This window comes from Parajatrophihabitans canadensis (assembly GCF_053764775.1).
In genome coordinates, this window is sequence record NZ_CM132445.1 from 4,700,165 (window position 1) to 4,725,716 (window position 25,552).

General features: G+C 65.3%; 29 protein-coding genes and 1 tRNA gene. 14 read left to right on the forward strand and 16 right to left on the reverse strand.

Going from position 1 to position 25,552, the window contains the following annotated elements; translation table 11 throughout:
* Position 1: 1 nt before the first annotated feature.
* The 3 genes from ACSMXN_RS22590 to ACSMXN_RS22600 all read right to left on the reverse strand — a co-directional run bounded on the left by ACSMXN_RS22590 (position 2) and on the right by ACSMXN_RS22600 (position 2,346).
* On the reverse strand, positions 2-778 hold the full coding sequence (locus ACSMXN_RS22590; protein WP_022914266.1) for an IclR family transcriptional regulator: 777 nt from the start codon (positions 776-778) through the stop codon (positions 2-4).
* 120 nt (positions 779-898) lie between these two features.
* Positions 899-1,846: a hypothetical protein gene (locus ACSMXN_RS22595; protein ID WP_022914265.1), complete on the reverse strand. Its 948-nt coding sequence runs from the start codon at positions 1,844-1,846 to the stop codon at positions 899-901.
* The gene (locus ACSMXN_RS22600) at positions 1,843-2,346 is read right to left on the reverse strand and encodes a SigE family RNA polymerase sigma factor (protein ID WP_022914264.1); all 504 of its coding nucleotides are present in this window, start codon (positions 2,344-2,346) and stop codon (positions 1,843-1,845) included. Before ACSMXN_RS22600 ends, ACSMXN_RS22595 begins: the two co-directional genes overlap by 4 nt.
* Before the next feature lie 123 nt (positions 2,347-2,469).
* Between ACSMXN_RS22600 and ACSMXN_RS22605 the strand changes: the two genes are divergently transcribed.
* Both ACSMXN_RS22605 and ACSMXN_RS22610 read left to right on the forward strand, forming a co-directional pair.
* Positions 2,470-3,135 carry a sigma-70 family RNA polymerase sigma factor gene (locus ACSMXN_RS22605; RefSeq protein WP_022914263.1) on the forward strand — a complete coding sequence of 222 codons (666 nt, stop codon included), beginning with the start codon at positions 2,470-2,472 and terminating at the stop codon, positions 3,133-3,135.
* Complete coding sequence (locus ACSMXN_RS22610) at positions 3,110-3,352, forward strand: hypothetical protein (RefSeq protein ID WP_455407641.1); 243 nt, start codon at positions 3,110-3,112, stop codon at positions 3,350-3,352. Before ACSMXN_RS22605 ends, ACSMXN_RS22610 begins: the two co-directional genes overlap by 26 nt.
* Positions 3,353-3,428: 76 nt before the next feature.
* Here ACSMXN_RS22610 and ACSMXN_RS22615 read toward each other — a convergent pair whose 3' ends face one another.
* Positions 3,429-4,610: a beta-propeller fold lactonase family protein gene (locus tag ACSMXN_RS22615; RefSeq protein ID WP_022914261.1), complete on the reverse strand. Its 1,182-nt coding sequence runs from the start codon at positions 4,608-4,610 to the stop codon at positions 3,429-3,431.
* Positions 4,611-4,743: 133 nt separating this feature from the next.
* Between ACSMXN_RS22615 and ACSMXN_RS22620 the strand changes: the two genes are divergently transcribed.
* From ACSMXN_RS22620 to ACSMXN_RS22635, 4 genes are all read left to right on the forward strand, one after another.
* Entirely contained in the window at positions 4,744-4,884 is a 141-nt protein-coding gene (locus ACSMXN_RS22620) for a hypothetical protein (RefSeq protein ID WP_022914260.1), read from the forward strand.
* A 114-nt stretch (positions 4,885-4,998) separates the two neighbouring features.
* Positions 4,999-5,502, forward strand: coding sequence for a SigE family RNA polymerase sigma factor (locus ACSMXN_RS22625; protein WP_027139672.1), 504 nt, complete (start codon positions 4,999-5,001; stop codon positions 5,500-5,502).
* The gene (locus ACSMXN_RS22630; RefSeq protein ID WP_022914258.1) at positions 5,499-6,683 is read left to right on the forward strand and encodes a hypothetical protein; all 1,185 of its coding nucleotides are present in this window, start codon (positions 5,499-5,501) and stop codon (positions 6,681-6,683) included. Before ACSMXN_RS22625 ends, ACSMXN_RS22630 begins: the two co-directional genes overlap by 4 nt.
* Positions 6,684-6,896: 213 nt before the next feature.
* Entirely contained in the window at positions 6,897-7,634 is a 738-nt protein-coding gene (locus tag ACSMXN_RS22635; protein WP_155958446.1) for a TetR family transcriptional regulator, read from the forward strand.
* Between the two features lie 25 nt (positions 7,635-7,659).
* Here the strand turns inward: ACSMXN_RS22635 and ACSMXN_RS22640 are convergent, their stop codons facing one another.
* The 4 genes from ACSMXN_RS22640 to ACSMXN_RS22655 form a co-directional block, all read right to left on the reverse strand.
* A complete protein-coding gene (locus tag ACSMXN_RS22640) occupies positions 7,660-8,805 on the reverse strand; it encodes an amidohydrolase family protein (RefSeq protein WP_027139671.1) in 1,146 nt (381 codons plus the stop codon).
* Positions 8,806-9,043: 238 nt separating this feature from the next.
* Entirely contained in the window at positions 9,044-9,307 is a 264-nt protein-coding gene (locus ACSMXN_RS22645) for a hypothetical protein (RefSeq protein WP_022914255.1), read from the reverse strand.
* Positions 9,308-9,323: 16 nt separating this feature from the next.
* Entirely contained in the window at positions 9,324-10,280 is a 957-nt protein-coding gene (locus ACSMXN_RS22650) for a hypothetical protein (RefSeq protein WP_022914254.1), read from the reverse strand.
* A 335-nt stretch (positions 10,281-10,615) separates the two neighbouring features.
* Complete coding sequence (locus ACSMXN_RS22655; RefSeq protein WP_022914253.1) at positions 10,616-12,967, reverse strand: CDP-alcohol phosphatidyltransferase family protein; 2,352 nt, start codon at positions 12,965-12,967, stop codon at positions 10,616-10,618.
* 140 nt (positions 12,968-13,107) lie between these two features.
* On the opposite strand from ACSMXN_RS22655, the gene ACSMXN_RS22660 reads away from it, so the two are divergent.
* The 3 genes from ACSMXN_RS22660 to ACSMXN_RS22670 are packed head-to-tail and all read left to right on the forward strand — an operon-like array spanning position 13,108 to position 15,510.
* Positions 13,108-14,148: a lysylphosphatidylglycerol synthase transmembrane domain-containing protein gene (locus ACSMXN_RS22660; protein ID WP_196811351.1), complete on the forward strand. Its 1,041-nt coding sequence runs from the start codon at positions 13,108-13,110 to the stop codon at positions 14,146-14,148.
* Positions 14,141-14,845, forward strand: coding sequence for a dihydrofolate reductase family protein (locus ACSMXN_RS22665; RefSeq protein ID WP_022914251.1), 705 nt, complete (start codon positions 14,141-14,143; stop codon positions 14,843-14,845). The genes ACSMXN_RS22660 and ACSMXN_RS22665 overlap by 8 nt, the downstream gene beginning before the upstream one ends.
* Entirely contained in the window at positions 14,842-15,510 is a 669-nt protein-coding gene (locus ACSMXN_RS22670) for a GTP cyclohydrolase II (RefSeq protein WP_022914250.1), read from the forward strand. The genes ACSMXN_RS22665 and ACSMXN_RS22670 overlap by 4 nt, the downstream gene beginning before the upstream one ends.
* Here the strand turns inward: ACSMXN_RS22670 and ACSMXN_RS22675 are convergent.
* Both ACSMXN_RS22675 and ACSMXN_RS22680 read right to left on the reverse strand, forming a co-directional pair.
* Positions 15,465-16,346, reverse strand: a complete 882-nt coding sequence (locus tag ACSMXN_RS22675; RefSeq protein ID WP_022914249.1) for a class I SAM-dependent methyltransferase — start codon at positions 16,344-16,346, stop codon at positions 15,465-15,467. The two genes, ACSMXN_RS22670 and ACSMXN_RS22675, sit on opposite strands and share 46 nt — an antisense overlap.
* Complete coding sequence (locus ACSMXN_RS22680; RefSeq protein ID WP_035944228.1) at positions 16,343-17,032, reverse strand: methyltransferase domain-containing protein; 690 nt, start codon at positions 17,030-17,032, stop codon at positions 16,343-16,345. Before ACSMXN_RS22680 ends, ACSMXN_RS22675 begins: the two co-directional genes overlap by 4 nt.
* 243 nt (positions 17,033-17,275) lie before the next feature.
* Here ACSMXN_RS22680 and ACSMXN_RS22685 point away from each other — a divergent pair, with 243 nt between their 5' ends.
* From ACSMXN_RS22685 to ACSMXN_RS22695, 3 genes are read left to right on the forward strand one after another with little or no spacing between them, the layout of a single operon-like run.
* Positions 17,276-18,295, forward strand: coding sequence for a dehydrogenase (locus ACSMXN_RS22685; protein ID WP_051148960.1), 1,020 nt, complete (start codon positions 17,276-17,278; stop codon positions 18,293-18,295).
* A gap of 4 nt (positions 18,296-18,299) precedes the next feature.
* The gene (locus tag ACSMXN_RS22690) at positions 18,300-18,698 is read left to right on the forward strand and encodes a 6-carboxytetrahydropterin synthase (protein WP_022914246.1); all 399 of its coding nucleotides are present in this window, start codon (positions 18,300-18,302) and stop codon (positions 18,696-18,698) included.
* 16 nt (positions 18,699-18,714) lie between these two features.
* Positions 18,715-19,803, forward strand: a complete 1,089-nt coding sequence (locus ACSMXN_RS22695; protein ID WP_196811350.1) for a glycosyltransferase family 4 protein — start codon at positions 18,715-18,717, stop codon at positions 19,801-19,803.
* On the opposite strand, the gene ACSMXN_RS22700 is transcribed toward ACSMXN_RS22695, so the two are convergent.
* The 6 genes from ACSMXN_RS22700 to ACSMXN_RS22725 form a co-directional block, all read right to left on the reverse strand.
* A complete protein-coding gene (locus tag ACSMXN_RS22700; RefSeq protein WP_022914242.1) occupies positions 19,800-20,477 on the reverse strand; it encodes a methyltransferase domain-containing protein in 678 nt (225 codons plus the stop codon). The genes ACSMXN_RS22695 and ACSMXN_RS22700 overlap by 4 nt on opposite strands.
* Positions 20,478-20,529: 52 nt before the next feature.
* Positions 20,530-21,000, reverse strand: a complete 471-nt coding sequence (locus ACSMXN_RS22705) for an SRPBCC family protein (protein WP_022914241.1) — start codon at positions 20,998-21,000, stop codon at positions 20,530-20,532.
* A gap of 485 nt (positions 21,001-21,485) precedes the next feature.
* Positions 21,486-21,574 (reverse strand) — tRNA-Ser (locus ACSMXN_RS22710).
* Positions 21,575-21,590: 16 nt separating this feature from the next.
* Complete coding sequence (gene tadA / locus ACSMXN_RS22715) at positions 21,591-22,022, reverse strand: tRNA adenosine(34) deaminase TadA (protein WP_027139926.1); 432 nt, start codon at positions 22,020-22,022, stop codon at positions 21,591-21,593.
* 49 nt (positions 22,023-22,071) lie between these two features.
* Complete coding sequence (locus ACSMXN_RS22720; protein ID WP_022915312.1) at positions 22,072-22,581, reverse strand: tRNA adenosine deaminase-associated protein; 510 nt, start codon at positions 22,579-22,581, stop codon at positions 22,072-22,074.
* Between the two features lie 7 nt (positions 22,582-22,588).
* Positions 22,589-23,077 (reverse strand): tRNA adenosine deaminase-associated protein, encoded by a 489-nt coding sequence (locus ACSMXN_RS22725; RefSeq protein WP_022915311.1) that lies wholly within the window; start codon positions 23,075-23,077, stop codon positions 22,589-22,591.
* 335 nt (positions 23,078-23,412) lie between these two features.
* On the opposite strand from ACSMXN_RS22725, the gene ACSMXN_RS22730 reads away from it, so the two are divergent.
* Positions 23,413-24,501 carry a prephenate dehydrogenase/arogenate dehydrogenase family protein gene (locus ACSMXN_RS22730; RefSeq protein WP_022915310.1) on the forward strand — a complete coding sequence of 363 codons (1,089 nt, stop codon included), beginning with the start codon at positions 23,413-23,415 and terminating at the stop codon, positions 24,499-24,501.
* A gap of 69 nt (positions 24,502-24,570) precedes the next feature.
* A complete protein-coding gene (locus ACSMXN_RS22735) occupies positions 24,571-25,521 on the forward strand; it encodes an asparaginase (protein WP_022915309.1) in 951 nt (316 codons plus the stop codon).
* Positions 25,522-25,552: the final 31 nt, after the last annotated feature.

Sequence of the window (25,552 nt, forward strand, 5' to 3'; positions counted from 1 at the left end):
CTCAGGGGGGTGGGTACGCGCCGGAATAGCCCAGGTTTCGCGATACCTGCTCGGCGGCGGCCATGACTGCTGCGCCGACACGTTCGAGGTTGTCGACGATCCGTGGTGTCAACCCGCCGATACTGACCGCGGCCGTGAGCGCACCAGCCTGGTCGAAGATCGGCGAACCGACCGAGGTGATGCCGGGGATGATTTCTTCGCTACTCAAGGCGTAGCCGCGCTTTCGGATCTCCGGCAGTTTGTGTAGCAACTCATCGTCGGACACGGCGTGCGGCATCGTGTCGTTCAGAGGCGTCTCGGCGACGATGCGGCGGGCTTCCTCGTCGGTCTGGTAGGCGAGCAGTGCAAGTGCAGCGCCTCCGACTCGCAACGGCAACACCTTGCCGACGTCCCACGACATGACGCGCACCATGTCCAGGCTCTCGATCCGTTCCACGCAGAGGACGGTGTCGCCTTCACGGATCCCCAGGTAGCTCGTCTCGCCGGTCTCGGCCGTAAGCCGCTGCATCGGCAACAACGCCTCGCTTCGAACGCCGATACCGGACAGGACGTGCCCAGCGATCTCGGCCATCCGCACCGAAAGCGCGTAGCCGCGGTTGTCGTGGGTCAGCCAACCTGCGTACTCGAGCGTGGCGAGCAGTCGGTGAGCGGTAGGGACGGGCTGACCGGTCTCCGCGGCGAGTTCGGTGAGGGTCCGCTCGCCGGGCGACTTCGCCAGGGCGTCGATCAGGGCTACCGCCTTGAGGACCGATGCGATGTGATTCTGCCTGCCTGGCACGCAAGCCCCCTTGCCGAGTCGAACGTGATCAACGACGCGCGCGGCGCCCTTATCGCGAACGGTACCGCCAGGCTAGCTGGGCGGTACCGTTCGGGCTGGGACAGACGGCTTGCGCCGGAATCACCAAAGGCTTGAGGTTAGGATTTCCGTCAGCTGTTGGCTGGTCAATGGCGGGTGAGTCGCGAGGACAGTGCTCGCACCCTTGGGGCTCGCCTCGTTGCTGACATGCATGAGGAGCTCGACACCGTCCGGCCGAATAAGGTTTGCCGAGTAGGTGACGCCGTTGCCTGCCCCTTCCAGTTGCTCGTTACCGATGGCGAGCGAGGAGCCATCGGCCAAGCGTTTGACTACGCAATCAGCACGATCTGGATCGTCGCACCAAGCTTTTTCACCCGCGCCGGCTTGGTAAATCTGTAGGTCGAATCCGCCCGTCGTACCAGCTGACGTCAGCGTTCCGACGATAGCCGCGCCGTTCTTCTGCGGGGCGGAATTATCTATGCGTGCCGACTTGGACGGCTGGCTTGGCACACCTGGAACGCCACTCGCCGACGGGTCCGCTCTGGTCGCCGTGGGAGGATGGCTGTCCGCGCCGGCTGCAACGCTTTTCGGTCCGGACGGCAACGTGATCGTCTCCGCGGCCCCGGTGTCGGTCACCTTGAACGTCGCCATCGTGCCGAGCACCGTCCGAAACCGGCCGGCAAGCTCAGCCGGTGTTTGCGGAATCTGAAATGCCGCCGAGCCAGCAGTTGCCGGTGTCTTTGCGGCAGCAGCGGAAACAGCGGAAACAGTCTTGCTACCCGACCCCGCAGCCCCGGAAGTGGACGCAGTGTCCCGGCTGAAGAGGACGAAGCCGACGCCTCCAGCGGTGACGACCGCAACCGTAGCGATGCTCGCGGCGACGAGCGGCAATCTGGACCGACCACGGGCCGGCGCGGTCGCTAAGTCCGCTGCCTCCAGGGTGATGTCTGCCAGGTATCGTCCGTCGTCCTCTGTGGATCCGGCGAACGCGGCATCGGCACGGCGCTGTAGCTCGGAAAAGGCTTCGTTCAAGGTGTTCAAGCCGTTCATCTTGTCTCCTGAGGCAGATAGACCGGGGTGACTGCAGGTGGCTGGACGCGTAAGAACGCGAGTGCGCGCGAGATCTGGCTTCGCACTGTGCCTTCGCGGCAGCCGAGGTGTGCGGCGATGTCGGCGTCCGACAACCCGATGTAATAGCGCAGAACGACGGCGGCGCGCTGGCGGCGCGGCAAAGTGGCCAGGCGGCGGAGCATCTCGTCTCGCTCGGCGTGTTGATCAGCGCCGTCACCGACGCACGCGACGTCGAGTTCCACGTCGGCGTGCGGCGACGTCCTGGCTAGTCGCCGATGCCAGGACAGGTATTCGTTGACGACCATCCGGCGCACGTAGGCGTGCGGCTCCGACATTTGCGAGATCCTGTCCCACCGCTCAAATGCGCGGCCGAGTACATCACTCACCAGGTCTTCGGCCAACCATGTCTGGCTGGTCAGAACGGTGGCGAAGCGCAGCAACGCCAGGCGTCGTTGTGCCACATAATCCTCAAACTCCAACGCCCTGCCCCACCCTCGATACTCGTATTGTTGACGATCGCACTCCTCAACGGAGTAGTGAGCCGATCTGTTGCATGCGCTGTGAAACTAGATGAGCATCGGTCCCGCCGTAGGATCGGATCCATGTTCCCGATCGACCCGGTGATCGCGAATTCGCACCCGGCGCTGGACGCTGACTCGGCTGAGTGGGTGCGACGCCTAGGCGCCGCCGGCACTGACCAACAAGCCGCGACCGAGGAGCTGCACCGGTTCCTGTTGCGCATCGCCCGCGGTGAGGTACGCCGGCGAGACGGTCAACTCCAGATTTCCGGCCCTGAACTCGACGACCTTGCCTACCAGTCGGCCGCCGATGCGCTGCTGGCGATCTCGGCGAAGTTGAACCAGTTTCGCGGTGAAAGTCGATTCACCACCTGGGCGTACAAGTTCGTGATGTTTGAGGTATCGAGCAAGATCGGGCGCCATTTCTGGCGCACGCCACGAGCGTCGTTGGACGCCGAGGACTGGGACCAGCTTCCCGACCGATTCGGGTTGCAACCGGAACACGAGTCCGAATGGCGAGAGCTACTCGCCGCTCTGCACCGCGCTGTGGATGAAGTACTCACCGATCGGCAAAGGGAGATCTTCGTGGCCCTCGTGCTGAACGGCGTGCCCTTGGACGCGCTGGTCGCGCAGCTGGGCTCGAACAGAAACGCGATCTACAAGATCATGTTCGATGCGCGGCGTAAGTTACGAGCCTCGTTAGCCGCTAACGGTTATCTGGCCGATGACAGCGCAGGGCTTACGTCATGACCAACTGGCCGGCCTGGACGCTTTCCTGGCGACCGACCCGCGCGATGTGGGGTGCGACGAGGCGATGGCGATGCTGCACGTTTACGTCGACCTGGTCGACCGCGGTGCGGCTGCCGACGGACAACTGTCCGGTGTCGCCGTCCATCTGCAGGCGTGCGGCCCGTGCGGTGAGGACTATGCGGGCCTGCTGGCTGCTGTGCAGGCCAATCGGCTCTGATCCGTGCGAGGCCTGTCCAGCGAAGCGGCCCTGTAAGTACCGGATGCCCTGGCCCCGAGGGCCGCTTCGCTTGACGTCAACTCGCCACGATGCCCTCGCCGCCGGCGCCACCGGGGACGGTGATCGAACCGATCTCGGTGAGTGAGCCATTGCCGCCGATCTTGAATTCGTCGACGACTCCGTTGCCGCCGGTCTGGACGTATAGGAAGCGTCCATTCGGCGAAGCTGCGGCGTCGACCGTGCCCGGGTCGGTGCTGGTGTTACCGAGCGGGGTCAACGTCCCATTGTCGTTGTGGTAACCGGAGACGCTCGCGCTACCGGCATTGGAGGCATAGAGCCGGTCACCGGTGCTAGTCACCCAGCAGGTCGCAGCCTGCCCGGTGGCAGTCCGGGCGAGCAGGGTCAGGGTGCCATTGCGGTTGATCGTGAAAGTGGCCACCGCGGACGGGCCGGCCTCGGCGATCAACACGTGGGCCTGCTGGTCGAATTCGATCGCGAACGGCACGTTACCCGGGTCTGACGTTACAACCGGCTTGATCGACGGACCGAGCAGCCCGACACCGAACACCTCGATGCTCTGGCCGTCGCCCTTGGTGGTGACGATCAGCTTTGAGCCGTCGGGGGTGAAAGCGATCTGTCCCGGGGTGCTGGTGAATTCCGGGGTCGGGTTGGGGTTGAACCCGAGGTCACGGTGCCAGGACGGGACCTTCACGAGCAGGCCGCCGAGGCGCAGGTAGCCCTGGATCGAGCCGCCTCCGCGGGCGTTGAGAACGTAGAGCTGCCCGCCGTGGACCGTGATGCTTACCGGAAACTCGCCCCCCGAGCCGATGGTTTGCAGTCTGGTGAGGCGGTCACCGCGAACGGCGAACGACGTGATCGTATTGCTCCCGGCGTTGACCGCGTAGAGCAGGTGATTCGCCTGGTCGTAAGCCAATGAACCTTGGGATGCGGTGTGGTCTACGACCGAGCCGGACAGTTGGCCACCAAGACCGCCGGTGGGATAAACCCCGGCCTGGGTCAGCGTGCCGTCAGGGGCCCGGTCGTACGCGACGACAGTGTTGCCGGCGAGGTTGTCGGTCTGTACGAACACCGCGCCCTCGCCGCGCAGCGGTAGCCGGTGGATGACCTGTCGGACTGATCCGTGCTCAGGCTGGTGGACGGGGGCCGCGGCCGCGGGGCCGGCAAACGCGGCGGCTGCGGCCGCCGCGGTCAAGCTGGCTGCGGCGCCGATTGTCGCTATGCGGGGAGTGGTCTTCATGACGCTCCTAGGTGAGTAGCTCACTGTGCTGGACGAACAGTTAGCTGCCCACCGAGGGCGGGGCTTACCGGTTACCCGGATCGTGTCTTTAATTTGTAAGAACCTGCTGCGCCCCAATCTCATCCTCGGTTGAATGCGAGAGGCCATCGAGGCCGCAGTAGCCGCAGACCCCTTCGCGGTGCAGGGGCTGGCTCGCCACACGCTCATCGAGTTCCACCCCTCCAAGTTCGGGGAGCCGCTCGACACCGACGTGATCCGCGCAGCGCTCGCCTGATAGCTGCTACTCCGCAATCTCCTCGCTACAGGTCCGCGCAAGATCGGCTTTGCACATTGGCACAACAGATTGATCAGGTCGCGCGTTGAAGAGGGGATGGCACCAGGAGGAGCTTTGACGTTCGACGAATTCGTGCGGCTCAAACAAGTCAGCCTGCTTAGATTCGGGACCGTTCTGACGGGGGATCCACGCCTAGGCGAGGAGGTCGTTCAGGCCGTGCTGGTCCGCGCTTACGAGCGTTGGTCCGAGATCGGCGAGATGGACTACGTCTCTGCTTACATCCGGCGGATGATCGTCAACGACTTTCTCTCCTGGCGGCGCAAGTTCGCCAGGATCGAGCCGTTCGACGCCTTCAAGCACGACCGCAACGTCGCAGACCACGCTGAGAATCATGCCGAGCGGGACGCAGTGTTGCTGGAACTGGCAAAGCTGCCGAAACGACAACGTGCCGTGCTGGTACTCCGCTACTACGACGATCTGTCGGATACCGAGATCGCAGAAGTACTCGGATGCTCGGCCGGCACTGTCCGCGGCTACGCATCCCGGGCGCTGTCTACGTTACGTATCGCTGCCCCACCCACGCAGAGCTCGTCCATGGCCGAGGGAGTCACGACGTGAGGACTGTAAACACCATCCGTGCTGCCTTCTCCAAGCTCGAGCAGGCAGCACCGACGGGCCTCCCCGAGTCCTTCCTCGAGCACACGGTGCACGCGCCGACTCGTGCGAGCTGGTTAGTCCGATGGCGCATGCCGCTGGCCATTGCAGCCGCAATCTGCGCCGTCCTCGTTGCTAGCAGCTTCGCCTTGGGGTTCGGACGCTCAAACTCTGCACCTGCAAACCCTCACCCGAGTCCACCGAGCTTGGGCGCTCACAAGTGCGCTGTTAGCGGCGGCACTGTCATTGTCACCGGCACCGGCTGTCCATCAATCACGCTGGGGCGGGTTCCGCAGCCGACTGCGCCCACCACGCCCTCGTATATCAGTTGGTCAGGGCACACGCCGGACGGCTGGGCCTCCTCCGGCAGCGTTGAATGCGGCTCCACAAGCCCGTTCGGTCCTGTCGTGAAGTCGAACTACGTCGGCAACATCGACGACTGCGGCTCGGCCCTTCGATACCGACCCAATACCCTTGACGTATCAAAGGTCATGTCCGGCTCCCGCGTGATGGTTAACGGTCACAACGGTTACAGCCTCCGCCTCGCGTACCTCCCTGACGCGATCGACGCGCCGACGCCGGTGCCGACCGTGGCGTGGGAGTACGGCTCCGGCTACTGGGCCGTCGTGCAGACCGACAAGAAAATGACCCCCGCGGCCACGCTTGCCCTGGCTCGCGCCAACGCGGCACAGATCGAAGATCCCGGCAACAACCCCGTGTCCACCAAGGTCGCTCCTGCCTCGCCCGTGCCGGTCAACTTCGGCTACCGACCCAAGGTTCTGACTGAGCTGGCATCGGGGCAACTGCTTCCCAAGCCGATTGGGACGCCAATCCTGTTCGTCACGAACTACAGTTCAACGGACAAGAAGACGACGCTCAAGACGGATCTGTACGGCCCGAATGCCGAAACGGGTCCCCCTCCCGCCGTGCCGACCGCACATACCGATATCACGATTCAGGGCCACGTGATCCAGGTCGGTGACCACACAATCGATGCCGTCATCGGCAAGTACGCCATCCACATCTCCTATTCCGGACCCGACGCGTTGCCTTCGGACACGCTCAAGATCGCAAAAGCTATGACACTGCCGACGAACATGGACGATCCGAAGACCTGGTTCGACGGCGGAAGCATGCTGCCCTAACTGCAATCGTCGATAGAACTCCCCCGCCCGGCGGATCCTGGGATCGCCACCAGAAGCTTCGCGAATGGACGAACATCTGGTCCGCTACCCTCGGAAACGTCCGTTCGCCTGGCCAGCCTGCGATGCGGAGCCCTAGACGGGCATGGTGACCGAGCAGCGGTCTTAGCTCCGATCGAGGCGCGGCCACGAAGCAGAAGAGGAAAATTGGAAGCCGTGCCTGAAACACCACCACCGCGGCGGCGGCGTGCACGAAATTCCATCTCTCCAGACGCGATCGTGAAGGTCGCCTTCGAACTGGCCGAGCAGGGCTCCGTCGATAGCGTCACGTTGCCGCGCATTGCCGAGAAGCTGGACGTAGCGATCACCAGCCTCTATTGGTATTTTCGCGGTAAAGAGGACTTACTCGACGCGATGACTGACATAGCGTTGGTCCGATTCAACGAGCTCTTGCCACCGCTGACCGATGAACCTTGGGACGTGCAACTGACCTCGTTCTTTACGAGCTTCCGTCAGATCTTCCGCGAAGACAGACTCCTGTGTGACCTCATCATCATGCGAAGCAACCGGCACAACGACCGCGTATACGACCACGCGTGGACCCATGTCGAGCGGATGATCGGGACGCTCGTGCGTGCCGGATTCAGTCGGGAATCGGCCGCCCACGCCTACCTCGCACTGTCCGTGTACACGCGCGGGTGTCTGATGATCGAGCGGATGGGTGAAAACACACCCCCGACCCGCGGTACTGCTCCTCCGTACGACCCTCTCGTTTTGGCGGGCGATGCCTCCACGTCGACCACGTATCCCCAGGACGTGCAGGAGACTCACGCGCTCATGATGGCGGTGGAGGACGATTTCGAATTCGGGCTGACGAACACGATCCGCGGCCTGCGTCAGCTACTCAGCGGGCAGTCGACGCAGCCCGTCAGCACAACGACGCGCAAGCCGTAGGACACCGACCTTCGGCGGGCATTGCCTAGGCGGACCGTGGAAAGTTGTAGAGCTTGCGAGCGTTCCACTCGCACATCGCCCCAGCGTCGGCATCCGGAACATCGGCGAAGGCGTCCTGGAGAAGTTTTCGCGTATAAGGCCAATTGCTGTCTGAATGCGGGTAGTCGCTTTCAAACATCAGGTTGGCGACCCCGATCGTCTCGCGGGCAGCGATGCCGGCGTGATCCGATATGAAGCAGCCATAGAGGTGCTCTTTAAAGAGATCGGAAGGGCGTACCTCGCGGTTGACGTTGCTGTACCAGCGGTGCCGCTCCCAGACGTAGTCGATGCGCTCCAGGCTGTACGGCATCCAGCCGATGCCACCCTCAGACAGAGCCATTTTCAAGTTGGGGAACTTGTGGAATACCGGCGACAGCAATAGCTCGGTGAGCGCTGAGGCGGAGTTGTAGCCAAAGAGCGCGATGGCCACCGTGAAGTTATTGCTGGGGTCGCCGCCTTCGGGGGAAACGAGCGGCGTCCCGCCAGAACCAAAGTGCAGGGACAGCGGCATGTTGGCTGCCGAGGCGGCAGCGAGCACCGGGTCCCAATGGTCGGTGTGCCACGACGGCAAGCCAATTCGATCCGGCAGCTCCGGGAAGGTTGCGCTTCGCGCACCCAAAGGCGCGACTCGTTCGATCTCGGCAACACACGCCGCAACGTCCCAATACGGCATCATGACAAGCGGGATTTGCCGATCGGGCGCGGCTGCGCACCACTCCTGAAGAATGAAATCGTTGTAGGCCGAGACGCAGGCGTTAGCGAGCTCCTTGTCCTTCGATTTAGCAAAGACGCTTCCCGCGAATCCGCCCATGGTGGGGAAGCAGAGCTGGGCTGTTACGCCCTCAAGATCCATGTCGATCAGCCGTTGCTTGACGTCGTAACAGCCGGGGATCATGTCGTCGTAGCTGCGGGGGTCCTGATTGAATTCCTTCGGGTCCTTGCCGGCCACCGCGTTCGTTGCGAAGTTCGCCGCCTTGGCGCCCTCGTAGATCCACCAGTCGTTGCCGTCGGGTGTGCGCTCGATGCGCGGTGCATCTTCGAGCCACTTCTTCGGCAGCCTGTCGAGCCAGACCCGCGGATGCTCAACAACATGGTCGTCGACGGAAACGATCTGGGTCGAATCTGGCAGCATGTCCAGTCCCATCAGGAGAAGTATTGGTGAGCACGTATCCGGCTGGCGGCACCTTCACAGCCATCGCAATCCGACGGATCCCACATCGGATCATCCGCGGCGCCAGGTCGATGCCCACTAGATACGGAAGGCCTACGGTAGCTATTCCGTATCTAGCAAAGTCAGGCTAGAACCGAGCGATCCGCGCTGTCAACGCTTCGGGGTGCAACGTTTCCCTTTGCGCGGCGGGCTGTCAGCTTTACTCGGGCTTCAAGCGATTCACGGCCATCGCGACCACACCGCCGACCAGTAAGGCTGGCGGCACCGCGAGCAGCAGATGCGAGATCGACGTGATGTTCAGCGCGATCAGCAATAGCGAAACGGCTCCTCCGACGATCAAGGCGCGTCGATTGCGGAGAAACGTCCAATCTCCCTCGCTTCGACCTGTCTGGCGTCGCTTGAGGTAGCCAGCCAGAAAGGACGCAGCGAACGCGGGAAGTAGAACCCCCCAGACAAAGAACATGCTGATTGCCCCCCGACTAACGGCAGAATCCGCCGCCTTGATTTCCGCTGTACATAACCGGTTGAAGCGTCGACTTGAAAGCCACGCACTTGTTGTCGGCTAGCGCCCATCCCGCGACGGCTCCAATCCAAGCGGCATAGCCGCGCAGAAGCGCTGACCAGGGCCCGGTCAGGCTCGCGATGAAGCCTGCGACGCCGACGCCGACCGCGAACTTCTTAGTTTCCGTCTTGTTGAAATAGATGGTTCCCGTTACCCATCCCCAGGTGTAATGCGGATCTGCCACAACCGGAAAAATCGCGCCCGTCGTATCTACATGCTGGCTAAGCTGGTTTCCGTTGAGGCTGTAGGTAGTGGGAAGGCTCTTACCGGTAGCGTCCTTTGCCCACGGCGCGCCGATCGAAGCGACAGTGGCCAAACCGGCAGAGTTCTCTTGGCCGGCTACGAACTCGTAACCGCCCGACCGACCGTCCATGATGTGCGCGCCGGCCGGAAGGTACAGCGGCACGGTGAACGTCGTCGGAGCGGCTGAATTGTTGAGGACGAACAGTTGGCGCATGCCATCGGAGGTGGCCTGGATGGCGGTGGCGCTATTTGAGGCGGCGTCCATGTAGACAGTGGTGCCTGACGCACCCAGCGCGCCTCGGGCCGCCGAACGAGCGTGTGGAATGCCTACGGTGATCTTCGCGCCCGTGGAGGTAGCCAGTGATACGCCGTCTGTCGGATCGTTGGGGATGTTAACGATGCCATTTTTTGAGTGCACCGTCTCGGCCGTGCGGCTGCCTGCGATTGCATCGGGGCGGAGGGTGCCGCTGGCGCCGGCTGCCTGCTCTGCGGCGGCGACCGCGTTCGTCACCTTGTTCAAGACCCTGGTCTCAGCGTTGACTGGCGAACTAAATGCCGGATTGCTGAAACCGCTGACGACTAGTGCTGAGGCGACGACGGTGGCCGTCCATCTTGGAACTCTATGTTGCACGCTGCCCTGCTCCTTCGGCCCTAGACGACGATCTAGCTAGACTGTCGTCTGATTAGCTATCCGACATAAGCCACCCTAAGTGCGATTCCGAAGCTTGTCTGCCGTATGGCTGATTTGCAGCCTGCAACCGCAGATACGGTCTGTATCCCACAGCACGGGCCGTACCCAACTAGTCGCGCAGCGCAATGCCTCATGGTCATGTGCCTTTGACCGCAGTTCGCGAGCAGGCAGGACTGCTCGACGCGACCCTGCCAGTTATTCGTCGCCCATAGCGTCGCTTCGCGATCTGGCGAAGCGTCTTGTCGGCAAGACGCCCCCTGCCTTCCCTTCCGCGCTCACTGGTGCGGTGTGGAGGTGACCGCGGGAGTGGACCTCACCAGTGGGGCGCGGTAGGCAGTGAGGAACCGGTTGCGGAAAGCGTCCATGGGCCAGAGGGGGGCCGATGGACTCGGGAGCAGGCCGTCCTGCCACTTCCAGGAGTCGATCTGGCGGAATACCGACGGGTCGCGGGCGATGATCGAGATCGGTACCTCGTGGTTGGCGCCCACGCCGCTGACCGTGGTAGCGGGCTGATGGTCGCCCAGCATGATCATCACGAGGTTGGGATCGTTGAGCTCGATGACCCACGAGGTGAGGGCCTGTAGCGAGTATTGGATGGACTTCCCGTAGAACTGCTTGACAGTACGGTTGCTGCGCCAGACATCGCTTGCGGACTTGCTTTCGGCGGGCTGCTGATCGAAGATCGAGCCGTCGCCGACTCGGTTCCAGGGCACCATGCTCGGCAGCGGAGCCCAAGGAGTGTGCGATGAAACAAGGTCCATCTCGGCCATCACGGGTTGGTGGCCGGGCTGGAGTTCGTTGCGTTGGAAGGCGGCCAGGGTGTACTGGTCGGGCATCGAGGCGTAGCTGAAGGTTGGGCCGTGGTAGCCGACGTTGCGGCGGTCGTAGAGCTGGTCGTAGTGGTAGAAAGTCGTGCCCGGGCTCCACTCAGTGTCGTCAGAGGGGACGACACTGACCGTGCGCCAGCCGGCCTTGTTGAAGGCGCCGCTGAGGGTGAGTCGGTCGCTGGTGACGAGCTCGTTGTAACGCAGCTGGTTGTCGACCCAGAGTCCGGACTGCAGGGTGGAGTGGGCCAACCAGCTGATACCGCCGAACGTCGGCGAGGTGAGCCACGCGCTCTGCGTGGACCACCCGGCCTGCCTCAACGCAACGGTGCTGCGGTGTAGGACAGCGTCGACGCCGGGAGAGAAGCTGGTGTCCTGAACGGCGACCTGACCATAGCTTTCGATGAACACGATGAGGACGTCTTTGCCCCGCAACCGGGTGAGCCCGTCCGAGGCGGGGATGTGGGCTTCGGGGTCGGCAGTGTGGAGCGCGGTCTCGAATCGCTGCTGATCTCGGATCGCCTTATGGGCGTCGCGGATTTGCGCGGCAGCGAGCCCGACGGCGCTGGTCGACGCGACGGGGGCTCCCGAGACGAGTTCTAGGGAGAGCGGCAGGCTGACCGCCCAGACGGTGAGGAAAGCCGCGATTCCGCGAGCCCAGCCGCGGCGATGTCGGGAGGCGAGCGTACTTAGGTGGATAGTCGATGCGGTGACCGCGCCGACGAGAACGATGAGGACGAGTACGGCTACCACGAGGGCGACGTCGGTCGCCGCGTCCCCGATCGAGTCGCGCACCACACCGATGGCCGGGCCGAGGTTGCCCCAGTCGAGCACCGGGTTGAATGGCCGGCCCAGTTGCTCGTAGAAGCCCAGGTTGAGGATCTTGATGACGGCAATCAGGCCGAGGAGCACTCCGGCGGCGCTGGCGAGGGCCTTCCCGGGCCGGGGCGGCAGCACGAGTACCACGGCGAATAGGACCAAAGCTTCGATCGGGACCCGGACGAACGCGCCCGGGCTGATGCGCTCGATCTGATCGGGAGCGACGAGGACGCCCCAGACGATGAGCGCCGAGACGGTTACCGTCGCCCCACGCAGCACGGTGTGGCTGCGTGGGCCGGCGCCGGTGCGGTACAGCCAGACGATGTCACGGCCGAACGACTCGGCCAGCAATACCAGCGCCAGGGCGACAGCGATCATGCCGACGCGCCTGTCGAGCAATCCGGACACCGCGATGGTGAGCACGATGGCCTGCATCGCGGCCACGACCTTGCGCCAGTAGCGAGGCGGCAGCGGCGCGGCCAGCCACGGGACGAGCCAGCCGGCCAGCAGCAGTAGGTAACGGGCGGCGCCGATGATCAGTACCCAGCTGCCGTAGTGCTCGGACACCGCGATGCTGAGCAGCAGGATGAGGAAGGCGTCGACCTCTGCGTCGAAGCGTGCGCCCAGCGAGGTGGCGGTGCCGGTCCGTCGCGCCACCTGGCCGTCCACACCGTCGAGGATCGTCGCCACGGAGGCCAGCACGACCAGCGCGATCACCGATATCGACCGGTCGAAGGAGTCGGCGACCAGTCCCGCGACACCGGCAGTCAGCAGCGCCCGGGCCAAGGTGATCCAGTCCGCTGGGAAGATCCTCGGCTCTTCGCTACGCACTCGAGCGGCGGCCAGCAGCGCGGTCGCCGCGAAACCCACCAGCAATCCGACGACCCAGCCCGCGACACCGAGATCCGCAGTCGCGGCCAACGCGCAGAGCACGACCAGCGTGCCCAGCGTGCCCAGGGTCGCCTCGAGTCGAACGGTACGCATCGCGCCTCCGAAATCGACTCACCACTGTCGTCGATAAGGAATACGGGCTCGCGTGCAATGTGATCATCATGCTGCCACCGCAGCTGACGCGTAGCAACACACATTGGACCTGTTCGCCGGCTGGTGCGTATCTTTGCAGTGTGCAGCGCCCCAACGCTGAGCCTCTGGGGATCCGACCGGTCCGACGCCACTTCGGCCCGCCGGTGCTCCGTGCGACCGGCGGCGTGATCGTGCTGCTGCTCCTGGGCCGGCAGGTCGGAGCCGGGCCGTTTCAGGACGGGCTGCGCGCGGTCACGTGGCCCGCAGCCGTGGCCGCCGTCGCACTCATGGCCGCGACCACGCTGTGCTCCGCCTGGCGGTGGCGCGTCGTCGCGCATGCACTCGGCGTCGAACTGGCTCTGCCGGCCGCGGTCGGTGCCTACTACCGTTCCCAGTTTCTCAACTTGGTGCTTCCTGGCGGTGTGCTCGGCGACGTGCACCGGGGGGTGGTGCATGGCCGACACGAGGGTGACGTCGGGCGGGGACTGCGAGCGGTTGCCTGGGAACGATTGTGCGGCCAGGTCGTCCAGGTGGTGGCAACCGTTATCGTGCTGCTCGCGTTGCCCTCGCCGGTTCGTCCGGCGCTGCCGTATCTCTTAGCTGGCCTCGCGGGTGTGGCCGGGTGTGCTGCGCTCGCCGTGCGCGTCGCCGCTCGACGCGGCCGGTCGCGGCCGGCGCGGGCCGCGCAGGCCGTCATCCACGACCTGCGCCGTGGCCTGCTGGCGCGAGGCGTCTGGCCGCGCCTCACGCTGATCTCGGTGCTGGTCGTTGCCGGCCACACGACCACGTTCTTCATTGCCGCCCGCGTGGCTGGATCGACCGCGCCGTCGGGTGAACTCGTTGCGTTGCTGATGCTGGTCCAGACTGCCGCGGTGATCCCGCTCAGCGTCGGTGGCTGGGGTGCGCGAGAGGGGGCTGCGGCCTGGGCTTTTGCCGCCGCCGGGCTCGGTGCCGCCGTTGGGGTCACCGTCACCACCCTTTACGCGGTTATCGCCCTCGTGGCGTTCGCTCCCGGCGCGGTCCTGCTGCTGCATGACGCTGTTCGACGAGCCGGCAGCCGTGATAGCACGATGGCAGATGAATCACCTTGTCTCGAGGTGGCTCGGTCGCCAGGGAAGCAATGGGAGGCGATCCGTGGCTGATCGCCCCTACACGCTGCTCAGCTGTGGTGTCTCACTGGACGGCTATCTGGACTGCCCGACCACCACGCGGCTGAGGCTGTCGAACGACGCGGACTTCGAGCGGGTCGATGCGGTGCGGGCCAGCAGCGACGCGATCCTCGTCGGCGCTGCCACCGTCCGCAACGACAACCCACGGCTACTCGTGCGCTCGCCCCGCAGCCGGGAGGATCGGGTCGCCCGTGGCCTGTCCCCGTCGCCCGCGAAGGTGACCGTCACCGCCTCGGGACGGCTCGACCCAGACGGACAGTTCTTCACTGCCGGCGAGGCCGACAAATTCGTGTACTGCCCGCGAGGCATCGCCAACACCGTGCGAGCCCAGCTTGAGCGCCTAGCCACCGTGGTCGATCTCGGCGCCCAGCTAACGATGCGCGATGTGAGCGAGGACCTCTCCGCCCGCCGCGTCAATCGGCTCATGGTCGAAGGAGGCGGCTCCCTACACACCCAGTTCCTTACCGCCGATCTCGCCGATGAATTGCAGCTCGTGATTGCCCCGGTATTCATCGGCGACTCCCGTGCGCGCCGGTTCGCGCTCGACGGACAATATCCCTGGAATCCGGTGAGACGGGCCGAGTTGACCAACGTGCAGCGCATCGGCGACGTCGTCCTGTTGCGGTATGCACTCTCGGCGCGTTACGAGGACGAGCGGCTCGACCCATGAGTGGGTCGCTCCCGGCGGCGGCGATCCGTCGCCGCATAAGTGTTCCGCTGCGTTTCGCTGACGGCTACTCGACCACGGCCACGGCGGTCAGCTTTATCGGACTGGCCGACGCCCAGCAGCATCTGGCCCTTGAACTGGGCCAGCCCGCAGCGGTGCCGCTCGTGCGTCTGCATAGTGAATGTCTTACCGGCGACGTGTTCGGCAGCCAACGTTGTGACTGCGGTCCGCAGCTGCGTGAGTCGGTGGAACGGATCGCCGAGCACGGCGGGTATGTGTTGTACCTGCGGCAGGAAGGACGCGGCATCGGCCTGTACGAGAAGCTCGACGCGTACGCCTTGCAGGATGGCGGCCTGGATACCTACGACGCGAACCTCGCGCTCGGTCACCGAGCCGATGAACGTGACTATGGGGGCGCCGCGCAGATACTGCTCGCCCTCGGCGTTGCCCGCATCAAGCTCCTGAGCAACAATCCGGACAAGAGCGCTCAGCTGGTCGCGGGCGGCATCACGATCGACGAGCAGATACCTACCGGACTGCACCTCACGGAGGCCAATGCCGATTACCTCTCCGCGAAAGCCCGTCGGGGTGGGCACGATCCGCTCTCCCGGGCTCTCGAGGTTCAGGCTGGCGAGCGCCCGACGAGATCGAGCTGGTGCGCGATATAGACCAGCTCGCCGCAGGCCAGCTGGCGTTCTCGCGCGCTCACCCATTCGGCTAGCTCGACTGGCTCCACGCGATCTTGGAGTGCGTCCGCGACGGTGCGCAGGATGCTGCCGAGAAAGTAGGCCTCGTCGTGAGGGTATGTGCCGTCCTGCGCGGCGAACACGACCCAGTCAGACGCGCCGGCAGCCACGGCCGGTGCGCCTGCGGCCCGCAGCTGGTGAAACAAATGGCGACCCGTTCGGCTGTCCCCGCCGGGCCGGCCGTAGCGAACGCGTTCATCCATGTCTCGGTGATATGCCCGCATTATCTGAGCGTCGCGGGGGTGCCCGGGCTCGAAGATGCTTTCGCCGTCGTAGTTGATCGTGAACCAGTAGACGCCGCCGGGCACGAGCAAGTGCAGGAGTCCGGGCAGGATGGCGGGCACATCCAGCAGGTCCAGCAGCGCGTTGGCGATCAGCACGTCGGCCGGCTGACCATACCCGGCCTCTAGATAGCTGCCAAGCTCGGCGGGCACAAAGCGCACGCGTAGATCGCCCACTCGCAGCCCCTCCGGCGACAGCTCACAGCGCAGGTCCCGAGTGGCGGCCCAGTCGCGTAGCCACTGGCGAGAGTTGTTCAGCAACTCGAGATCGACGTCCAGCAGGGTGTATTCGCCGGCGTCGATAATTCCCCAGTCCAGCAGGCGCGCCACCATCGTCCCCAACCCGGCGCCAATCTCCAGCACTCGCGGCGCTGCAGACGGCATCAATCGGCTCAGCTCGGACAGGACCTGCCGGTTGAGGGCTCGATCGTCCACGCTCGTCTTCGCGGCCAGGTAGCGGCCGTAGTCCAAGCTCATCCGTCGCTCACCGGTATCGGTGCCGGTTTCTGTGCTAAAACCTCGAACTTGCGCACCCGTCCGCTGGCAAGCCAGCCAGACCACAGCTGGTGGGCGTTGATCAGGTCAGTCAACGCCCGCGTCCCGATCTGGGTCGCGATCTGCGCAGAGTCAGCCTGAAACGAACTCAGCAGTGCGGTCGCCCTCGTCCAGTGCTCCGCGCTGCACTCACGCTGCCAAGTCACGATCAACCCCGCCTCGGCCAGCAGGGTGCTCAACTCGGCCAACTCGACCAGCCACACGGTGTCGGGGTCGGGCATCTGCGCCCTTTCGCTCGTCGAGAGCGACCGACCCTCTTCGATCGTGAAGGCGAAACGCCCGCCTGGCTCGAGCGCACGCGCTACCTCCGCCACGAGTGATCGCTTATCGGGGAAGGCCAACATCGTCTCGAGCAGCAGCACGACCTCAAACCGGCCGTCGGGCAATGGTGGTACGTGGGCTTGCCCGAAGCGGCAGGGCAGGTCGCCGGCCAAGTCTCGGGCGATCTCCAGGGCGCTCGCGGACTCGTCCAGGCCCAGGTAGCGGCAGCCCAGCTCAGCGGTGATCAGCCGGCCCGGACCAGCCACCCCACAACACAGGTCGAGCACGCAGACGCCGGGACCGATGTGGGCCCTGTGGGCCAACTGCCGAATTTCGCCGGCGCTCATGAAGCTCTCCTGACCGACGTACTCGCCTGGCGGATAAGCGGCCGTCCTGGCTCGCTGCAGCGCTGCATTGAATGGCGCGCGACTGTCTTGTCTTACCAAGGCGTCCTCACTGTCACGTTGACGATCGTCGCGGATCGAATCGTGTGTACAGCAACTCCAGGTCACCCTATGTCCTGAACTACCCGGTGAGACGGCTCGGTGGACCAGGCGGTTCTGTTCGCCGGGATGGTGGAGGCCGCCGGGATGGTGGACGCTGGGTCTGTGGAGCATGCGCAGGCGTTCTGGGTGACCGCGCCGGGGCACGGCGAGATCCGCCCGGTAACCCTGCCGGCCCCGGCGGCCGACGAGGTACTGGTTCGAACCCACTTCTCGGCGATCAGCCGCGGTACCGAGCTGCTGGTGTTCGCCGGCCGGGTACCGCCCGATCAACGGCAGGCGATGCGCGCACCGTTTCAAGAGGGCGAGTTTCCGGGTCCGGTCAAGTACGGCTATCTCAACGTCGGTGTCGTTGAGGCCGGCCCGCCAGAACTGCTCGAGCGCACGGTGTTCTGTCTCTACCCACACCAGAGCGCCTACGTGCTCCCTGCGACCGCGGCGCTGCCGGTCCCGGACGGCGTGCCCGCCCGGCGGGCGGTATTGGCCGGCACCGTGGAAACCGCGATCAACGCGTTGTGGGACGCGGCACCCCGGCTCGGTGATCGTGCATGTGTAGTCGGTGCTGGGATGGTGGGCTGCTGCGTCGCCCGGCTGCTCGCACAGATTCCCGGCGTTCAGGTCACCCTTGTGGACATCGACCCCGCCCGCGCGCCCATCGCCGCCGCCCTCGGTGTCGCCTTCGCCGCTCCAGACGAGATCGTCGGTGAGCACGAGATCGTCGTGCATACCAGCGCGAGCGCCGCCGGGCTGCAACGCTGCCTGGGTCTGCTGGCGCCAGGCGGCGAAGTGCTCGAACTGAGCTGGTACGGCACGAGTTCGGTGAGCCTGGAGCTCGGCGGTGCCTTTCACTCCGCGCGACTGGGCATCCGGGCCAGCCAGGTCGGCACGGTGGCAGCCGCCCGCCAGGGGACCCGCTCGCGCCGGGACCGGCTCGCCCTGGCCCTGGAGCTGCTGCATGATCCGGCCTACGACTGTCTGATCAGCGACGTCTCGGACTTCACTGAGCTGCCCGCGCTGCTGCCGACGCTGGCCGACCGGCCCGGACTGTGCCACCTCATCCGTTATGAATCTGCCGCAGCATCCACGACGACCAGCAACGGGGAGTGAGCCGATGTTCAGCTTGAATGTCCGTGACCACATGATGATCGCGCACAGCTTGCGTGGCGAGGCTTTCGGCCCGGCGCAGCGGATCCATGGAGCCACCTATGTGGTGGACGCGACGTTCCGACGCGACGAACTGACTAGCGACGGGATCGTGGTTGACATCGACCGCGCTGCTACTGCCCTCGGCGCTGTTCTCGGCGCGCTGACGATGCGCAACCTCGATGACGAGCCGACGCTGCACGGTATGAACACCACGACCGAGGCGCTCGCTCGCCTGGTGGCCGACCGCCTCGTCGATCAGATCGAGGCCGGCGCACTCGGTGATGCGGCGCGCGGCTTGAGCGGGGTGACGGTGACGCTGCACGAGTCACACGTGGCCTGGGCCAGCTACGAGCGAGCGCTCTGAACGCGGCAGCCGGATCGTGCGCGTTTATGTAGTGGTACCAGGAGGATTCGACGATCACGGTCGGCCTAGCGGCGGCAACATCTACGACCGGTGGGTGTGTGCCGGGCTGGCGGCATCGGGATGGGACGTGCGGATCATCACCGCCGCCGGGGCGTGGCCGACGGGTGACAGCGGCGGCCTGGGTCAGGCGCTGGCTGCGATACCCGACGGTGAGACGGTGCTGATAGACGGCCTGATCGCCTCACCGTCCGCAGCCCAGCTGCTGCCCCATGCGCGGCGCCTGCGACTGGTGGTGTTGCTGCACATGCCGCTGGCCACCGCCCTTGACGGATGCCACGACGGCCCGGCGCTGCGGTCGGAACGAGCGGTACTCGCTGTTGCTGCCGGCGTCGTGGTGACCAGCGAGTGGAGCCGCGATCAAGTCTTGCGTCGATTCTCGATCCCCGCCGACCGTGTTCGGGTCGCCCGCCCCGGAGCCGACCGCGGCGACTCCGCGTCCCGACTCCGCGAAGTGCCGGCAGCCGGCGGGCACCTGCTGTGTGTAGCGGCACTCGCCCGGCATAAAGGGCAGGACCTCCTCATCGAGGCGCTTGCCGGACTAGTCCGGACAGATCGGGACACGGACTGGGACCTTGTACTGGTCGGACCGCTCGATCGCGAACCCGAGTTCACCGACCGGGTGAGCGCCAGTATCAGCCAGCAGGGGCTCAACCCGCGAGTCCGGCTGGCCGGTGTCCTGACCGGCGCGGCGCTGCACCGCGCCTATGCCGACGCTGACCTGCTCGTCGTACCGTCGCGGTCAGAGACCTACGGCATGGTGGTCACCGAAGCCCTGGCCCACGGGCTGCCAGTCCTCGCCACGGCGGTCGGCGGGCTACCTGAGGCTCTCGGCTTCGCGCCGGACGGCAGTCGGCCGGGCATGCTGGTTCCCCCGGATGACCCTGCCGCCCTGACCGCTGCACTCGCGCAGTGGCTGCACGGCGAGCCGAACCGGCAGCAGTTGCGGGCCGCGGCATTCGAGCGAAGATCCAGACTGCCGCGTTGGAACGACACCGTCCGCGAGGTGGCAGCAGCCCTGCACGCAGCGTCGTTGGGGTGCGGCTAGGTTCCAGGCCCGCGCGATCCCGCGGCGAGGAATGCCGTTCCGAAGCACAACTCGGTCCAGGAGACATCGACCAGTTCTTCCTGCATGGCTGCGCGAATCGCCTCCCACGGACGGCGCATGATCCACTCATCTATGGAGGCGAACCGCCGCACGGTCGCGGTTCCGAGCTGCGTTAGCCAGCCCGGCGTGTTGTCGGGAACCTTGAGGTCCAGCACAACCCAGCGTCCGCCTGCGGAGAGTGCCGTGGCACCGTGGGCGATGACCTCTGCGCACTCGGGCACCTGCGACAGAGCGTAGGTGGACAGGATCGCGTCGACCTCGGTTGGGAAGCCGAAGTCGGCCGCATCGGCTTCCACCAGGCTGACATTGCTCCAGCCGTTCGTCTCTATCCGATCCTGGGCATGGGCGAGCATCGCGTCGGTCAGATCGACGCCGACGATCCGCCCGTCGGGGCCGATCACCTCCTCAATCAGCGGAAAGTTCAGACCCGTGCCGCAGGCGATATCGATCACGCTGTCGCCCGGGCGAAGGCCGAGCGCTTGCACTGCCCGGAGTCGTTGTGAGCGTTGGGGGTAGCCGGGCGCGGGGTAGAGCCGGGACGTGATGTCGTAGTGCTTGGCCTTCTTGCGGTACGTCTCGATCAGGTGCTCTCGCGTACGGTCGATCTGGCTCACGGTGTGCTCCTCGATCTCGGTGGCGTCCCGGTCAAACTGGGCGCCACCCCGTCTAGGACTCCTCGCGCCTTGCCGGCGTAGCGGACTCGACCGCAGCCTTGATCGCCGCCATCTCAAGATCGCTTACGCGCTGGATTCTGCCTTTGAGAGCGCGGCCGGGGATCGCGCGCATGATGCCCGCGAGATCGACCTCAATCCACATCTTGGCGTCGGTCTGCCGATCGTCCACCGGCTCGAGTTCCATTCCCCAGCGCGCCGCGGAAGTACCCATTGGCCCGGCGAACGCCACCTGGCGGGGCGCCTCGACAGTGGTCACCTGCTGGCTGCGGCCGTGAGTCAACCAGAGGATCCCCTTGGCCCGCTGGTCCACCCACGCGCCGGGCTGAAGCGGAGCTCCGCCGCGAACCCTGCATTCGAGAACCGTTGGGGCCCACTCCGGCCAGCGCCCGACGTCACAGACATACGCCCACACTTCACCGACGCTGCCGGCGATTTTTTTGCGGCTCTCGATTTTGAGTGTCATCGGGCAGACTTTGTGTTCACTTCCCGGTTGCGTGACTTCTCCCGCGAAATTACACCTCTGACTCAGACGCCAGCAAGCTTCGACGGCGGCAACATCAGGGGAATCTCGCCCGCCAAGCACTGTAAATATGAACTCCGCCGAGGCCTTCTCTCGCCATGCGTCGGGGGACGGACCTAGTGCGCGGAGCGCCCATCGCCGCAGGGAGAAGTCGAGCCTGCGACTGGGCTTACCCATGCATTGAAAAGGCTTGCTGCCGACTCGGTGGACCATGGCCGACCAACAAGGGCGCGGCTCCTCCCAAATGCCGCAGCACAGATAAACGAAAGTAGCCCGTCCCAAAAAGCGGGACGGGCTACTTTCGTTTGGCGGTGGCGGTGGGAACCGTCGCCTAAACGCTCGCTGCCGCTCGCAGGCTCCTCCCAAATCCCGCAGCACAGATAAACGAAAGTAGCCCGTCCCAAAAAGCGGGACGGGCTACTTTCGTTTGGCGGTGGCGGTGGGATTTGAACCCACGGAGGTTTTTACCCTCACACGATTTCGAGTCGTGCTCCTTCGGCCGCTCGGACACGCCACCGCGGAAGACAATACAGTCAGCGGCGGCTGGCGAAGAAATCGGTCAGTAGCTGGCCACACTCGGCCTCACGTACGCCGGCGATCACTTCAGGGCGGTGATTCAGCCGCCGGTCACGCACAACATCCCACAGCGATCCGACCGCACCCGCTTTCGGGTCCCACGCGCCGAAGACCAACCGGTCGATCCGAGATAGGACGACGGCTCCGGCGCACATCGTGCACGGTTCGAGGGTCACGACGAGCGTGCAGCCGGTCAGTTGCCAGTCCCCGAGCGCCTCGCCTGCCTCGCGAAGCGCGACGACCTCGGCGTGCGCCGTGGGGTCGGTGAGCGCTTCCCGCTCGTTACGCCCCGTCGCGATCACGTCGCCATCAGGCCCGAGGACGATGGCACCGATCGGCACGTCCGCGGAAATGAGCGCCAGCCGAGCCTGCGCGAGCGCGGCCGCCATCGCTGCGTCGAAAGCCCCCGGACTGTGTGGATCCTCGACGAAGTCCACGTCAGACACGAACGGCTTCGAACTCGTCGAGGCAGCCGAGTCGCTCGCACACCGCCTCGATCAGGTCGATCGGCAATGTGCTTTCGTGAACGGCCAATTCGATGAGCTCGGGCGCCTTCAGGCCCAAGTCGGCGATCAGATCCGCATCACCGAAAGGCGCGTCATCATGCGCAGAACGGGTCACGTCGTCGGCGAGCTCGTCGTCGTCCAGCGGATCGCCACCGATTTCGGTCAACCCCGCGAGCAGGAGCCCGGCCAGCGGGTAGTCATCGCCTGCGTGCCCGCTGGTCAGAAACACCCGCACCAGCTCGTCGTCATCACCCCGCGCCGTGTCGAACCGGATCAGGGCCGCGTACTCATCGTCCTGTTCGAGAGCGAGCACCCGCACCGGCTCATCGAAATCGCGCAACAACTCCAAGAGATCATCAACGGATTCGCACTCGAGGATGTCAACCTCTTCGACCCGCCAACCACCTCGGTCGCCGAGTAACGCGCATCCGAAGAAACTCATCGCAGTCCTACCGGGCCACCCGGCCTGACGCGGCCAGAGCCTCGCGGAACTGTTCTTCCAACCCGATCCTGCTGATGACTGCATCCAGCATCTCGTCCGGATACGCGTCCAGGTCGTCGAGGATCGATTCCATTTCGTCCTCGGGCAATTCAAGATCATTGAACAGGTCGAGCTCGCCGATCGGCCAAACCTCGTCCAGCTCGTCGTCCTCGGGCGGGTCTTCACCGAGGCGGTCCAGTACCTGGGCGGCCAGTGGAAATTCGACCGCTGCCGTCAAATCCGACAGCAAGAGATCTATCCGGGCGCCATGCGACCTCGCGACGAGAAAGAATTCGTCGTCGACACTTGCCACTACGAATGGGCCGCCCTCCGGGGGCTGGCCACGCAGGGCCGACAACAGCGAACCAAGGTCTTCCAGCAGCGATGGAGGCATCGCCTCACACCTCCAACGTCCGCTGTCACGGTATGCCGCGACAACGAAACCATTCTGAGCCATGGCCGATTTCCTCCGGCGCCAAGCGTGCGGCGCGTCGTTTTGCTGCGGTGTCGGATCGTGGTCGATGTGGACCGGGTGGACAGGGATCGTAGGGAGCGGATTGTGAACTTGTCGGCACCGCAGTGCGGTGTGTCTCACGATCCTGGCACGTGCGGGCGTAGAGGCAAAGTCCGATATCGCGATCGGGCCAACACCGGGCCAAGTCGACGGCTCAGAGTTGGCCAGATCACGTTTAAATGTCGCTTCGTTCCTATCTCGTGACGCTCCGGCTTCGGTTAGGTCACGCTGCGCTCCCGGATGAATACTTTGTAGACATGCCCGGCTACGTTCGATAGGTGCCTAGAACTTTCACCCACATCGCCGTCCTCGGCCTCGGCCTGATTGGCGGTTCGGTGCTGCACGCCCTCGCGCGTAGCGGCTACCGCGTGGTCGGTTTCGACCCTGACCCGGGTGAAGCGGGTGCAGCGCGCGGCGCCGGATTCCAGGTCGCCGCAAGCGCTTCGGAAGCCGTAAAAGACGCTGATCTGATCGTGCTCGCGATGCCGTTGCCCGAATTGAGCGACGCCTTGACGGCCATCAAGGACGCCGTGCACAGCGACGCCATCGTCACTGATGTCGGCACCTTGAAGGCTCCGGTGCTCGACCTGGTGCGCACGGCGATGCCCTCCGCCCGGTTTGTCGGTGGCCACCCGCTCGCTGGTACCGAACAATCAGGCTTTCTTGCCGCCGATCCGATGTTGTTCCGCGACGCGCCCTGGTCGCTGATTCTCGAGGACGACACCGACCTCGAAGCCTGGCTCTCGCTCGCCGTGCTGCTCTGCGACCTCGGGGCCAAGCCCGTGCCCACGACAGCCGCCGAACAAGACGCCGCGATCGCCCGGGTCATCGGATTGCCGCACGTGCTCGCCGAGGCGCTCGCCCTGACCGGGCTGCACGGTGGAGACCTCGGGTTGTCGTTGGCCGCCGGGTCCTACATGTCCGGCAGCCGGGTCGCCCGTACTCGTCCAGAGCTGGTCGCGACCTGGTGTGACGGCAACCCTGCACTCGTCACGGCGCTGGACGACGCGATCGAATGGCTTCGTTCCAGTCGTGATGCGCTCGCCAACGGCGGCTCGATCATGCCGCTGGCCAAAGCCGGGCACGATGCCCGGATGGACTGGGAGCACCGGGCTTTCGTACCAGTTGAACTACCTGCCGACGCGGACTCGTTGCGCGCCCACGGACGGCAGGGTGGCTGGATCACCGCGGTGGTCGATGACGCGGTGCTGACCGACGGCGCCGCCACCGGCAAGCTCGGTGGCGGCGGGGAGATGCGGCTGCTCGGCATGCGACCGGTGTCCCGGGTCGCCGGGTCGCCGGACGAGATCGAGGCGGGCTCGGCAAACGAAGACGCGGCCAAGCACTCCGACGTCAACGCCCGCTGACGATCGCTGGCCTCGATCGCTGGCAGGAGAAGCGCTGCGGGACGCCCCGCACTGCGCGACAATAGCCGGGTGATTCGCCTAGAGCCCGGTGTCCCGTTGGTCGAAGTCGAGCGAAGTGGAGTTGTCGAGTCCGTTCACTCCGGACACATCATCGCCCTGGGGCCTGACGGCAGCACCGTGTTCGCGGCGGGCAATGTCTTTCAGCCAATCTTCGGACGGTCCTCGCTCAAGCCGTTTCAAGCTGTCGGGCTGTTGCGATCCGGTTTGGACCTGTCACCCGAAGATCTCGCGCTCGCTGCGGCATCACACTCGGGCTCTGACCGGCATCGAGCACTGATCGCCACGAGCCTGGCCACGGGAGGCTTCACTGAAACCGACCTGGAATGCCCACCCGACCTGCCCCTGGGCGAGGACGAGCGTCGGCAATACCTGATCGCCGGCCTGAGCGAGACGCGCCTGGCGATGAACTGCTCCGGTAAGCACGCGGGCATGCTTCGCGCGTGTCTGGCCAACGGCTGGGTGGTCTCGGGCTACAGCTCGGCCGGCCATCCGCTGCAGCTGCACCTGAAATCGGTCGTCGCCGATCTTGCCGGTGAGAAGGTCGCGGCGACCGGGGTGGACGGCTGCGGCGCACCGCTGTTTGCCGTGAGCCTGAGCGGTATCGCCCGCGGTTTCAGCCGGATCGCCCGCGCCACCGACGGCCCCGATCGCCAGGTCGCCGAGGCGATGCGCCGCCACCCCGACTTGGTCGCCGGCAATGGGCGGACCGCCACTCGGCTCATGCAGGGTATCGGCGGCCTCATCGCCAAGGACGGCGCCGAGGGCGTCTTCGCGGCGGCGCTACCAGACGGTGGCGCGATCGCGTGCAAGATCGACGACGGTGCCGGCCGGGCGGCTGACCGTGCGGTGGTGGCCGGCCTGCGACGGCTCGGGGTGAGCGCGGCGGTGCTCGACGACCTGGAGACTGCACCGCTTCTTGGCGGGGACGAGCGGGTCGGCTCCGTCCGTCCGATCTATTAGAGACGCGATTTTAGAGACACGCCTAGGCAGC